This window comes from Azospirillum sp. B510, assembly GCF_000010725.1.
GTDB classification, from domain to species: Bacteria; Pseudomonadota; Alphaproteobacteria; order Azospirillales; family Azospirillaceae; genus Azospirillum; species Azospirillum lipoferum_B.
This window is the reverse complement of sequence record NC_013859.1, coordinates 525,134-537,299: the sequence shown is the minus strand read 5'-3', so window position 1 is coordinate 537,299 and position 12,166 is coordinate 525,134. Positions and strand designations below refer to the sequence as shown.

At 69.3% G+C, this 12,166-nt stretch carries 9 protein-coding genes; 6 read left to right on the top strand and 3 right to left on the bottom strand.

Annotated features, from left to right (window positions below; genetic code table 11):
• On the top strand, window positions 1-1,029 hold the full coding sequence (locus AZL_RS32250; RefSeq protein ID WP_012978550.1) for an AAA family ATPase: 1,029 nt from the start codon (window positions 1-3) through the stop codon (window positions 1,027-1,029).
• Window positions 1,019-1,939, top strand: a complete 921-nt coding sequence (locus tag AZL_RS32245) for a ParB/RepB/Spo0J family partition protein (RefSeq protein WP_052293825.1) — start codon at window positions 1,019-1,021, stop codon at window positions 1,937-1,939. Before AZL_RS32250 ends, AZL_RS32245 begins: the two co-directional genes overlap by 11 nt.
• On the opposite strand, the gene AZL_RS32240 is transcribed toward AZL_RS32245, so the two are convergent.
• Window positions 1,936-3,369, bottom strand: coding sequence for an aldehyde dehydrogenase family protein (locus AZL_RS32240; RefSeq protein WP_012978548.1), 1,434 nt, complete (start codon window positions 3,367-3,369; stop codon window positions 1,936-1,938). The genes AZL_RS32245 and AZL_RS32240 overlap by 4 nt on opposite strands.
• Before the next feature lie 108 nt (window positions 3,370-3,477).
• Between AZL_RS32240 and AZL_RS32235 the strand changes: the two genes are divergently transcribed.
• On the top strand, window positions 3,478-4,380 hold the full coding sequence (locus AZL_RS32235; protein ID WP_012978547.1) for a LysR family transcriptional regulator: 903 nt from the start codon (window positions 3,478-3,480) through the stop codon (window positions 4,378-4,380).
• Here AZL_RS32235 and AZL_RS32230 read toward each other — a convergent pair.
• Window positions 4,368-5,528 carry an NAD(P)/FAD-dependent oxidoreductase gene (locus AZL_RS32230; RefSeq protein ID WP_012978546.1) on the bottom strand — a complete coding sequence of 387 codons (1,161 nt, stop codon included), beginning with the start codon at window positions 5,526-5,528 and terminating at the stop codon, window positions 4,368-4,370. The genes AZL_RS32235 and AZL_RS32230 overlap by 13 nt on opposite strands.
• Complete coding sequence (locus AZL_RS32225; protein WP_012978545.1) at window positions 5,525-8,539, bottom strand: LodA/GoxA family CTQ-dependent oxidase; 3,015 nt, start codon at window positions 8,537-8,539, stop codon at window positions 5,525-5,527. Before AZL_RS32225 ends, AZL_RS32230 begins: the two co-directional genes overlap by 4 nt.
• Before the next feature lie 357 nt (window positions 8,540-8,896).
• On the opposite strand from AZL_RS32225, the gene AZL_RS32220 reads away from it, so the two are divergent.
• The 3 genes from AZL_RS32220 (at window position 8,897) to AZL_RS32210 (ending at window position 12,061) form a co-directional block, all read left to right on the top strand.
• A complete protein-coding gene (locus AZL_RS32220; protein WP_012978544.1) occupies window positions 8,897-10,426 on the top strand; it encodes a malonate--CoA ligase in 1,530 nt (509 codons plus the stop codon).
• Window positions 10,423-11,085 carry an HAD family hydrolase gene (locus AZL_RS32215; RefSeq protein WP_012978543.1) on the top strand — a complete coding sequence of 221 codons (663 nt, stop codon included), beginning with the start codon at window positions 10,423-10,425 and terminating at the stop codon, window positions 11,083-11,085. The genes AZL_RS32220 and AZL_RS32215 overlap by 4 nt, the downstream gene beginning before the upstream one ends.
• Window positions 11,086-11,260: 175 nt before the next feature.
• Window positions 11,261-12,061, top strand: coding sequence for a polysaccharide deacetylase family protein (locus tag AZL_RS32210; protein ID WP_012978542.1), 801 nt, complete (start codon window positions 11,261-11,263; stop codon window positions 12,059-12,061).
• The last annotated feature ends 105 nt before the right edge of the window (window positions 12,062-12,166 follow it).

Here is a 12,166-nt window from a genome sequence, read left to right as displayed (position 1 = left end):
ATGACGGAAATGCTGCCGGTGAAGAGCGGGGGCGACGACATGCGCCAGCTGCGCGAGCGGCGCGGCGAGAACCAGACGCAGTTCGCCGACTGGCTGAACGGGCAACTCGGCCGCAGCTACACCAAGGCGCGGATCAGCCGCTGGGAAAGCGGGGCGGAGCGGATCCCGCAGCAGCTGGTCGATTTCCTGACCCGCCACAAGGCGGACGAGCGTCCGCGTTCCGCGACATATCTGGCGGTCGCCAACCAGAAGGGCGGCGTCGGCAAGACCGCCACCGCCGTCAACCTGGCCTATGCCCTGACGGAGGGCGGGGCGCGGGTGCTGCTGATCGACTGCGATTCCCAGAGCAACGCCACCGTCCATGTCGGCATCGGCAACGCCGCCATCGTCGCCTTGGAGCAGCAGCGCAAGACACTTTATTATGTGCTGCGCTCGGAGGAGCCGCTGACCTCGGTGATCATGCCGACGGCGGAACGCGGGCTGGATCTGGCGCCGGCCGGGCTGTCGCTGGCCGACGCCGATGTCGAGCTGGCGGCGGATTCCACCGGCGGGCTGATCCTGCGGGAAAAGCTGGAGGAGGTTCGCCACGCCTATGATTACGTGGTGATGGACTGCGCGCCCAATCTGGGGCTGGTCACCGCCAACGCCCTCTCGGCGGCGGAGCTGGTGGTGGTTCCGGTGCAGACGGAGGCGCTGGCCCTGCTCGGCGTCAAGCGGCTGATCGACACCATCGGCCGCATCCGCCGCCGGGTCAATCCGACCCTGCGCATCGCCGGCATCATCCCGACCATGTACAACGACCGGCTGACCCAGGACCGCGCGACCTTGCAGGAGCTGATGGAATCCTACGCCGATCAGGTCCCGGTGTTCGAGCCCATCCCGCGCGCCACGGTCTATGGCAAGGCGGCGGCGGCCGGCATGATCACGCTGGCCGGCGATCCCAAGGCGCCGGGGGCCGACACCTTCCGTGAGGTGGCGCGCCAGATCCGCGCCTATGCCCAGACCCGGGAGATGCCGCATGTCGCGTAAGTTCGAACGCAAGACCCGCGAACTGCTGGGCGGTGCCGGCGATCCGGTGGGGGTCCCGATGGGGGTGATGTCCGGCGGGCTGACGGTGGGCAGCGACCGGCTGTTCGGCACCTCGGCCGGCTTCCCCCATGTGGTGGAGCTGGATCTCGCCCGTGTCCATCGCAACCCGGACCAGCCCCGCCGCCATTTCGACGAGGCGGAGCTGCGCAGCCTGGCCGCCTCCATCGAGCGTCACGGGTTGCAGAACCCGATCCTGGTGCGTCCGCTGCCCCAGGGCGAGTATCTGCTGATCGGCGGCGAGCGGCGGGTGCGCGCGCATGAGATGCTGGGTCGCAAGACGGTCTTCGCCATCCTGACGTCCGGCGATCCCGATGAGATCGGGCTGATCGACAATGTCCAGCGCGTCGACCTGAACGCGGTGGAATATGCGGCGGCGCTGGCCCGGCTGATCGACAAGCACGGCTACACCCATGACGAGCTGGCCGCCGTCGTCGGGCGCGACCGCACCGACGTCACCAAGCTGCTGGCGATCATGGGCCTGCCGGCGGAGATGCGGGAGGAATATGCGACGCGGTTCGCCCATGTCTCGCGCTCGGTGATGATCGAGATCGCCGCCGCCCCGGCGGAGCTGCATGCGCAGCTGTGGAAACGCGCCAAGGAGGGGGCGAGCGTCAAGGCGGTGCGGCAGGCCAAGCGCGAGCATGCCCAGGGCGGGGCCACGGACGCGGCTGCGCCGGAGCCGGACGCCGGGGAGGCGGTGCGGACCCTCCAGGCCAGCGTGGCGCGGATCCTGCGCGATGTGGCCGTGGTGCGCGAGCGGCGCCGCCACCTCGACGCCGACAGCCGCGACCGGCTTTTGCGGCTGCGGGCCGAGATCGACGCGATCCTGGATGGGGAAGCGGGCGCCTAAACGCCCTCCCCCAGCAGCGCCTTCGGTTCCAGGAAGGCGTCGAGGCCGAAGCTGCCATATTCGCGGCCGATGCCGGACTGCTTGAAGCCGCCGAAGGGTGCCTTCGGGTCGTGGGCCAGGCTGTTGATCAGCACGCGGCCGGCGACGATGCGCTCCGCCACCCGGCGGGCGCGGCCGACGTCGCCCGACAGCACATAGGCCTGGAGGCCATAGACGGTATCGTTGGCGATGGCGACCGCCTCCTCCTCATCCCCGTAGGGGATGATGGAGAGCACCGGCCCGAAGATCTCCTCGCGGGCGATGGTCATGTCGTTGCGGACGGCGGTGAACAGGGTCGGCCGCACGAACCAGCCGCCGGAAAATTCCGGTTGCCCGTCCGGCCGCCCTTCCCCGCCGGCCAGCAGGACGGCGCCCTCCTCCACCCCGATGCGGATGTAGCGCTGCACCCGCTCCCACTGGGTCCGGCTGACCATCGGGCCGATCATGGTCGCCGGGTCGCGGGGATCGCCGGCGCGCACCATCTCGACCGCCGCCCTTGCCAGCGCCTCGATCTCGGCGAGGCGGCTGCGCGGAGCCAGCAGGCGGGTGCCGGCGATGCAGGCCTGACCACTGTTCATGAAGGCGGCGTCGACCGCCAGCGGGATCGCCCGGGCCAGGTCGGCATCGTCGAGGATGACGGTCGGCGACTTGCCGCCCAGCTCCAGTGTCACCCGCTTCAGCGTGTCGGCCGCCGCGCGCAGGATCGCCTTGCCGGTGGCGGTGGAGCCGGTGAAGGAGAGCTTGGCGACATCGGGATGGCTGGAGATGGCCGCCCCCACCCGGTCGCCGCGCCCGGTGACGATGTTGAACAGGCCGGGCGGCAGGTCGGCGGCATGCAGCGCCTCGGTCACGATCCGCGTCTGGCGGGCGCTCATCTCGCTGGGCTTGATCACCGCGGTGCAGCCGGCGGCGATGGCGGCGGCGAGCTTGCCGCAGATGAAGCCGGCGTTGCTGTTCCACGGCGTGATCAACCCGGCGACGCCGAGCGGCTCCATCCTGACCTCGGCCGTTCCCATCCGCCTGACGAAGGGATAGTCGGCCAGCAGCCCGGCGGTGTCGCGCAAGACGTTCACCGGATGATCGACCATGAAGGCGGCGCGTGAGACCGGGGCGCCATATTCCTCGACCACGGCGTCGAGCAGGTCGCCGCGCCGGTCGGCGACGGCGTCGGCCAACCGGTTCAGCATGGCGATGCGCTCCGCCCCGCCGGTCCGGGAAAAGGCCGGAAAGGCGCGTTTGGCGGCGGCGACGGCGGCATGGGCGTCCTCCTCGTCGGCAAGGCGGACGCGGCCGGTGACGGCGCCGGTCGCCGGGTTGTGAAGGTCGAACAGCTCCGTCCCATGCGGGGTGACGAAGCGGCCGTCGATGGAGATGGTGTCGATGTCCTGCATGATGCCTGTCCCGGAATGGCTGTTGGGTGGTTCGCCATTCAGGTGGCACGCGGGCTGTCGGGTGATAAGATGGACAATCCCGCATGAATCGGTGAGCAGGTCAGGACAATGGAAATATCCGGACTGGCGGAGCTGGAGGCGGTGCAGGCCGTCGCCCGTCATCGCGGCTTTCGGGCGGCGGCGGCGGAACTCGGGATGTCGCGCTCGGCCCTCAGCCATGCCATCGCGGCGCTGGAGACGCGGCTGGGGGTGCGGCTGTTCCACCGCACGACGCGCAGCGTGGCGTTGACGCAGGCGGGGGAACAGTTCGTCGCCGATACCGCCCCGGCCCTGCGCGATATCCGCGCCGCGATCGACCGGTTGTCCGAGCATCGGACCGCGCCTGCGGGAACGCTGCGCATCAACGGCTCGTCCGGCGCGGCGCGGATGATCATGAAGCCGGTCATCCTGGAGTATCTGCGCCGTTATCCCGGGATGACGGTGGACATCGTCACCGAAGGGAAGCTGGTCGACATCGTGCTGGAAGGCTTCGATGCCGGCATCCGGCTGGCCGAGCAGGTGCCGCAGGATATGATCGCCGTCCCGCTCGGTCCCGACCTGCGCTTCGCCGTCGTCGGAACGCCGGACTATTTCGCCGGCCGCTCCATGCCGCGGACCCCGGCCGACCTCGCCGGGCATCGCTGCATCCGCAGCCGCCTGCCGAGCGGCGCCCTCTATCGCTGGGAGTTCGAGCGTCGTGGCGAAACGGTCGCCATCGACGGGACCGGCCCGCTGATCCTGGACGATCCCAATCTGATGCTCGACGCGGTTCGCGGCGGGTTGGGGCTGGGCTATCTGGCGGAATGGCATGTCGCCGAGGACATCGCCGCCGGGCGGCTGCTGCGCGTGCTGGAGGACTGGACGCCGCCCTTCCCCGGCCTGTGCCTCTATTATCCGGGCCGACGTCATTTGCCGTTGGGGCTGCGGGCGCTGGTGGATCTGGTGCGGGAGCTCGGGGATTATTCGCTGTGATGTGGGACGTCCCACATCACCTCTCCTCGGGGGGAGAGGGGGATTTCAAGGCGCCGGCGCCAGAATGGACGGTCCCGCCAGCGGCGTTCCAAGCCGTACCAAGCATGCAGATGGGCGCGGTAGGCGTCGCGGATCGGCGCAAGGCCGGCGGCGTAGCCGGGCAGCGCGCCGGTGTCGCCGGACAGGTGGCGGTCGGCGGCCTCCGCCGCGGCCAATCCGGTATAGAGCGCGTTGAAGATGCCCTGAGACGACAGCGGGTCGAAACCCAGCGCCGCGTCGCCGACCGCCAGCCAGCCATCGCCCGAGGCGGGTGACAGGCTGCTGCTGTGGGCGGCGCAGAAGCCGCCCTGCCCTTCCGCTTCGAAACCGCAGGCGCGCAACGCGTCCGAAAGCATGGAACAGCCCGACAGCCGACGCAGCAGCGAGGAGACATCGCGGGCGTCGGCGGCGGCCGGCAGGTCGGCGTCGGTGTGGAAGGCGACCACACGGCGGCCCTCCGGCAACGGGGCGCTGTACCACCAGCCGTCGGCTTCCGCCTCGATCCAGGTCAAGCCGGACTGGCGGGCGGGAGCGTCCTGGCCATGGACCCAGCCGCAGACCAGCCGGTCCGACACCGTCCGCCGGGCGCCGAGGCGCCTGGCCAGCGGCGAGCCGCGCCCGCCGGCATCGACCAGCAGGCGGGCGCGCACGGGGATGTGGCGTCCGCCGGCGTCCAGCCCCAGCCGCCAGCCTTCCCCGTCCCGCTCCACCGTCAGCGGCTGGGCCGGAACCAGCAGGGCGGCACCGCGCGATGCCGCCAGCCGGCGCAGCCACTGATCGAAACGGCCACGGTCGAGATGCCAGCCCGGCCCGTCGAGGTCGCGCAAATTGTCGGCCTCCACCGGCTGCGGGCCGCCCCAGACCGAACGGCCGCCATGGCAGGGGGAATGGCCTTCCGCCAGGAAGGCGTCCCACAGGCCCATGTCGGTCAGCAGCCGGCGGGCGGCCGGGGCCAGCGATTCGCCGATGCGGGTGGCTGGACCGTCCCGCCGGTCCAGCACCAGCACCCGGTGCAGCGGTGCGAGGTTGAGGGCGAAGGCGGCCCCGGCGGGGCCCGCCCCGACCACGATCGCATCCGCCTCGACCGCCATCACACCGCTTTTGTTCACCGCAGCCCGCGCGGGAAGCGGCGGACCTTGTCGATCCGGCTGAGATCGACCGGCTGGGTCGCCCGCAAGCCTCCTCCCCCGCCGGTCGGCCCCGGCGTCCTGGTCGTCAGGGTGTGGTGGGCGGCCCGCACCGCCTTGGCATCGACGGTGTCATCCTCGTCGGGGATGGGGATGTGCTGGTCCTCCACCTCGATCAGCGGCGGGAACAGCTTGGCCCCTTCCGGATCGGTCGGGCCGGGATTGACCTCGACCACGCCGAGATGATCGAAGTGATGGATCATGTTGTTGATCTGGTCGGTGTAGCTGCCCGTCCCCAGCGGCGCCACCCAGGCGGCGCGGTTGGCGAAGGCGGCCAGACGCACCTGGGCCGGCTGGGTGGCATCCATCACCAGGGCGTAGTTTTCCCGGGTCAGCACCTCGTTGGGGACGCGGGCCGGCCAGAAGGTGGGGACGTTGGGGTCATAGCTGGCGTCGTAGCCCGACCGGCAGCTGCCGGTGTCGGTCTGCCACGGCACCGCCATCCAGCGGGTGATGCCGCCCGGAAGCTGGCCATAGAGCGGACCATTGGGAATGGTCACCGTGTCGCTCGACAGGATGGCGCCCATGCCCGGCTCGATCCAGCCCTTGGGCGCATGGGCGAAGCGGAACGGCTCCATGTACATGGTGGAGGCGCGCACCGGCCAGGTCATCTCGCAGCCGGGATGGAAGGCGTCCGCCAGACAGAACTCCAGCGCGGCGCGGGTCAGGACCTCGCCCTGCTCTTCCAGCGGGACCTGGTCGAACTCGGTGTAGACCGGAACCTTGCCCCAATCATCGTCGAAATCGCCGGCGACCCACTGGTCGAGGAAGCCGAGCTGGGTCTGGGTCAGCGATGTGTATTGGCGCGGGGTCTGGGCCGGCGGGACGTTCATCGCGTCGCCATAGACCCAGGGCCAGGGCATCGGCGACCAGCTGTCGACGCTGTCGTGCCGGAAGGAGTTCTTCAGCACCCGCCGGGTTTCCTGGTTGGCGAGGCTGCGGTCGTTCAGCCGCTCGATCCAGTCCGGCTTGGTGAAGTCGTTGGCCGAGCGCCAGCCGAACCCGGCGGCGAAGCCGGCATTGACCCATTGCAGGCCGGTCATCCGCTCGAACACCGGATAGATGTCGTTGGTGAAGGAGGGGCGCGCCGGCTTGGGCAGGGTCTTGGCCTGGATCGACACGTCGCGCATCAGATCCCACATGGTGCGGACCGACTTGCGCTGCGGTCCGTAATTGGGCGGGGCCACCACGATCCAGGCGGGGGTGACGGGCAGTTCCATGCCGTTCAGCTTGACGACGGCATCGACCGGCCCGTCGGAGGTATCGTCGTGCCAGCCCTCGTTGTTGCCGAAGGTGATCGCCTTGGTACCGTTGTAGGAGGCGGAGAAGCCGCGACCGCCGGTGACCAGCAGGCGCTTGTCGCCCTCCTCGCACCACATGCGGCCGAGATAGACCGGCTCGCCCTGATGCATGAACTTGCCGGCGGTCAGCTTGCGGCTCTGCTTGCCATGGCCGGCATGGATCGCCTGTTCGCCGGCGTCGAGCACCAGCGCCTCGCGGTCGGAGACGGTCGGGTTGCGCAAGGTGGTCGGGTCGGCCGACGCCGCCTCGGGAATGTCGAGCGCCAGCTGGAAGCCGTACCAGGCCGATTTCTTGTTGGCGAGATGGACCTTCCACGTGATGTCGGCGCCGCTGTCGGGAGCCGACAGCTCGCGCACGATCCGCCCCAGGGCGTTGACGCCATAGATGCGGAAGCGCGCCGCCTGCGGCAGGAGCCGGCCCTCGGCATCGCGATAGGGGTTCCGCGCCGGGTCGTCGCTGGCCATCAGCGGCTTCGGGTTCGGCACCTCGGGGCCGACGACATGGCCCTTGGGCGCGTTGCCGATGCGGGCGACGCCGATGGGGGGATAGATCACCGCCTTGACGATGCAGTCATCCTTGGGCGGCGCCGGCGCCGGGGTGCGCGGCACCAGCGGCTGTTCCAGCGGCTGGCCGTTGGCCTGATGGCGGACATCGGCGCCATGGTTGTAGACGACCTTGCGCGCCGCGGCGATGCTGCCCTGCGGCGTCTGCTCCACCGGGGTGCGCCAGATGTTGAAGGCCAACTCCTGCCCGTAATCGCCCTGGCCGCGGGCCGAGACATCCTGTTTGGGCAGGATCAGCGTCGCCACCGGCTGATAGGGATATGTGTCGGTCGGCCATTCCTCCGTCGCCTTGTCGAGCGGATAGCCGGCGCTTTTCGGCACCACCTGCACCATGAAGGTGAAGCGGTATTCGTCGTCCCGCAGCCGGTTGGCGAGGTCGGTGGCAAGATAGTTGTTGTCGTCGGTCGGGACATTGACCGCCGGATGGCCGGGCGGCGGCACTTCCGGCACCAGGGCGTATTTGGCGTAATGGTCGGGGCCGAAGGCGAAGGGCAGGATCGCCCAATATTGGGTGGTCAGCACGCTGCCATCGACCTGGGCCGACATGGCGTTCAGAATGTCGTTGGTCTTGGGATGCTTGGCGAGATAGCCGGGATAGTCGTTCTGGACGATTCCGGCATAGGTGAACTCGCACATCTCCTGTGCGTTGTCGACGAAGAAGACCGGATAGTTCTGCATGATGAAATCGGCGACGTCGCCGGTCTCGCCCAGCGCGTTGACCCCGTCGACGCCCCAGACCTTCAGGCCGATGCCGAGCGTGGAACCTAGGTCGGGGGCGGTTGGGCTGGTGTCGCTGGAAAAGCGCATCCAGGCCGGCAGTTCATCCTTGGCGAAGACACCGACGCGCAGAGCCTCCGGCCGTTTCGGGTCCATCACCAGCCGGCCATGGGCGGCTCCATGCAGCTTGCGGAACACCTCGCGTTGCGCCGGCTTCTGGCCCAGCGCGATGTTCTTCATCTGGCCCATGACGATGAACATCTCGTCCAGACGCCCGGTGGCGTCGGTCGCGCAATCGAAGCAGGGGGGAGTCTGGCCGGGCTCTGTGGCGTTGGGGTCCTTGGCGCTCATTCGTTCCGTCTCCTGTATCGTCCGGCGCTGTGGCCGGGGTGGGGACGCGGGTAAAAAGTTGTTTTCGATTAATGATTTTCCCGCTTTGTGACTCCTGCTTACGCAAGCATCCTGGGAGTTTCCACTGCTAATACGTCGTGACTCGCATTTTCAGGAAATAGGGCTCGTCATGGTGGCGGCATGTCCTTCTGGCTGTGGTGGCTTTCTATCTCTCGCCCGAAATGATGCGGGCGATGTGGGACGTCCCACATCGCCATTCCGCCCCGGCTTCCCTCCCGGCCTGCGGCCCCGTACCGCTGCATCCCTGCCCCGCCGCGGTGTATGATGGGCAAACCGTTTCCCTGGGTTCAGATGAGAATGACCGAGAATTTCTTCGACATCGCCGCCGCACGCTTTCCCGACACCGCCGACAGCCTCTTCATCGAGCTGGAGTCCGGCCGTCGCTACAGCTATCGCGACCTGATGGAGATCAGCGGCCGCTATGCCCGGCTGCTGACCGGGCTGGGCGTGGTCAAGGGCGACCGCGTCGCCGTCCAGGTGGAGAAATCGGCGGAGGCGGTCTTTCTCTATCTCGCCTGCCTGCGCGCCGGGGCGGCCTATCTGCCGCTGAACACCGCCTACACCAAGGCGGAGGTCGCCTATTTCCTTGGCGATGCCGAACCCAGGCTGTTCGTCTGCGCGCCGGACAAGGAGGCGATGCTGGCCGACACCGCGGCGGCGGCCGGGGTGGGCACGCTGTTGACGCTGGGCGCCGACGGTGACGGCAGCCTGACGGAGCGGGCGGCTGGGCTGGATCCGGCCTTCGAGACGGTGGCTTGCGCGGCGGACGATCTGGCGGCGATCCTCTATACCTCCGGCACCACCGGGCGGTCGAAGGGGGCGATGTTGAGCCACCGCAACCTGTCCGCCAACGCCGCCACCCTGCATCGCATCTGGGGCTTCCGCCCTGACGACCTGCTGCTGCACGCCCTGCCGATCTTCCACACCCACGGCCTGTTCGTCGCCACCAACTGCGTGCTGATGAACGGCGGCGCCATGCTGTTCCTGCCGAAATTCGACGCCGACGCCGTGTTCCGCCTGCTGCCGCGCGCCACCGTGATGATGGGGGTGCCGACCTTCTACACCCGCCTGCTGGCCGACCCGCGCCTGACGGCGGAGGCGACGGCGCATATGCGGCTGTTCATCTCCGGCTCCGCCCCGCTGCTGGCCGACACCCACCGGGAGTTCGCCGAGCGCACCGGTCAGGCCATCCTGGAGCGTTACGGCATGACGGAGACCGGGATGCTGACCTCCAACCCGCTGGACGGCGAGCGCATTCCCGGCACCGTCGGCTTTCCGTTGCCCGAGGTGTCGGTGCGGGTCGCCGACGAGAAGAGCGGCGAGCCGGTTCCCGAGGGCGGGATCGGCGTGCTGGAGGTCAAGGGGCCGAACGTCTTTTCGGGCTATTGGCGGATGCCGGAGAAGACGGCGCAGGAAATCCGGCCCGGCGGCTGGTTCATTACCGGCGATGTCGGCAGGATCGACGGGCGCGGCTATGTCCACATCATCGGCCGGGCCAAGGATCTGGTGATCTCCGGCGGCTTCAACGTTTATCCCAAGGAGGTCGAGACGGTGATCGACGCCATCGCCGGCGTGGTGGAATCGGCGGTGATCGGCGTTCCCCATCCCGATTTCGGCGAGGCGGTGATGGCGGTCGTCCTGCGCCGGCCGGGTGCTGCCGGGGATGGTGTCGACGAGACGGCGGTGATCGCCGCCTGCAAGGAGCGGCTGGCCAACTTCAAGGTGCCGAAGGCGGTGACCTTCCTCGACGAACTGCCGCGCAACGCCATGGGCAAGGTGCAGAAGAACCTCCTGCGCGAGCGTTTCAAGGATCGGTTCGCGGGATGAGCGGCATGTTGCACCGTCGCTGGGACGCGATCCTGTTCGACTTCGACGGCGTGCTGGCCGATTCCAACGGCCTGAAGGGCGAGGCCTTCGTCACTCTCTACGCCGACGAGGGGCCGGAGGTTCAGGCCGCCATCCACGCCTATCACCGCGCCAATGGCGGCATGGCCCGGCGGGAGAAGCTGATGCGCTTCGAGCGCGAGGTGCTTGGCCGCGACATTGAACCGGAGCGGCTCGACCGGCTGGTCGATGCCTTCGCCGCCGCGGTGGAGCAGGCGGTGGTCGGCTGCGCCGAAATTCCCGGCGCCGCGGCTTTTCTGGCGGCGCATGCCGACCGCCCACCCCTGTTCATCATCTCCGCGACACCGCACCAGGAGATGCTGCGGATCGTCGCCGGGCGGGGCATGGCCCACCATTTCGTGTCGGTTCACGGCAGCCCGCCACGCAAGGCGGAAACGGCGGCGATGCTGCTGGCCCGCCATGGCTTCCGGGCGGACCGCGTCGCCTTCGTCGGCGACGCCGTTCAGGATTACGCGGCGGCGGCGGAACTGTCGCTACCCTTCGTTGGCGTGCGCGACCGGTCCGGCGGGCATCCCTTCCCGGACGGCACCCCCACCATCGACAGCTTGCATGATCTGAGCGCGGCGCTGGCGACACTGTAGATCTTACCGCACCGGAGCGGGGCCTCGCCGGCCTCCGCTCCCCGCCCCCGCTCGCCGGAGGATCCGCAATAAATCGCTTGTCCATCGCGGCGGGTGGGCGCAAAGCTCGGGCATCCGCCGGCCCTACCCCTATCGAAGGGAAGGGTGGCTCCGACCTTTCCCAAGTGCCACCGCGATGATGACCCCGTTCCGCCGCGCCGTCCTGCCGCTGGGGCTGGCTGCCGCCCTGTTCGCCCTGCCGGTTTCCGCCCTGGCCGGACAGCGCAGCTATGCCGCCACCCATGGCGCCGCCCCCTTCGTGACCCGGCATCTGATTCCCGGATCGGATCTCGACCTCGCCCAGGTCGATCTGACGCTGCCCTCGGCCAGGGTGGTGGCGCTGACCATCGACGACGGGCCCGACGCCAACGATCCGCGCATCCTCGACATCCTGCGGGCGCATGGGGCGAAGGCGACCTTCTTCTACATCGGCGCCAAGATCCCCGAGCATCGCGAGATCGCCCGGCTGGTCGCGACGTCGGGCAACGAGGTCGGCAGCCATACCCAGACCCATCCGATGACCACCGACCTGAAGCCGGCCGAGCGCGAGTGGAACCTGGCGCAGGCGGAACAGGCGCTGGCGTCGGTCGGCGTGACGGCGGCCTGGTTCCGGCCGCCCTATGGCGATGTCGACGACGCGCTGGCGGCGCTGGCCCGTCATCACGGCATGGCGACGGTGCTGTGGACCGCCGACAGCCAGGACTGGAAGGACACCGGTCCCGACGTCATCCGCCGGCGGATCACCGAGCGGCTGGTGCCGGGGGCGATCGTGCTGATGCACAGCACCAAGGCGGCGAGCGTGGCGGCCCTGCCGGCGATTCTGGAGGAGGGGGGGAGGCGTGGCCTGCGCTTCGTCACCCTGAGCGAGTGGGAGGTGGCGATGCGCCGGTCGGTGACCCCGGCGCCGGCGGCGCTGCATCCGGCGCCGAAACGGTGAGGGGTGGCGGCGGGGTGAAAGGATGTCCCATCGGCGGCGGGATCCGGCCGGTGTAGGATGGCGGGCATCTGGGCCGCCCAAGGCCGTCCAAATGCCGCCGCTGGA

Bases quoted from the DNA above. Each gene is read 5' to 3' on its own strand.
- AZL_RS32250 (WP_012978550.1), top strand. From the start codon at position 1: ATGACGGAAATGCTGCCGGTGAAGAGCGGGGGCGACGACATGCGCCAG.
- AZL_RS32245 (WP_052293825.1), top strand. From the start codon at position 1,019: ATGTCGCGTAAGTTCGAACGCAAGACCCGCGAACTGCTGGGCGGTGCC.
- AZL_RS32240 (WP_012978548.1), bottom strand. From the start codon at position 3,369: ATGCAGGACATCGACACCATCTCCATCGACGGCCGCTTCGTCACCCCG.
- AZL_RS32235 (WP_012978547.1), top strand. From the start codon at position 3,478: ATGGAAATATCCGGACTGGCGGAGCTGGAGGCGGTGCAGGCCGTCGCC.
- AZL_RS32225 (WP_012978545.1), bottom strand. From the start codon at position 8,539: ATGAGCGCCAAGGACCCCAACGCCACAGAGCCCGGCCAGACTCCCCCC.
- AZL_RS32220 (WP_012978544.1), top strand. From the start codon at position 8,897: ATGACCGAGAATTTCTTCGACATCGCCGCCGCACGCTTTCCCGACACC.
- AZL_RS32215 (WP_012978543.1), top strand. From the start codon at position 10,423: ATGAGCGGCATGTTGCACCGTCGCTGGGACGCGATCCTGTTCGACTTC.
- AZL_RS32210 (WP_012978542.1), top strand. From the start codon at position 11,261: ATGATGACCCCGTTCCGCCGCGCCGTCCTGCCGCTGGGGCTGGCTGCC.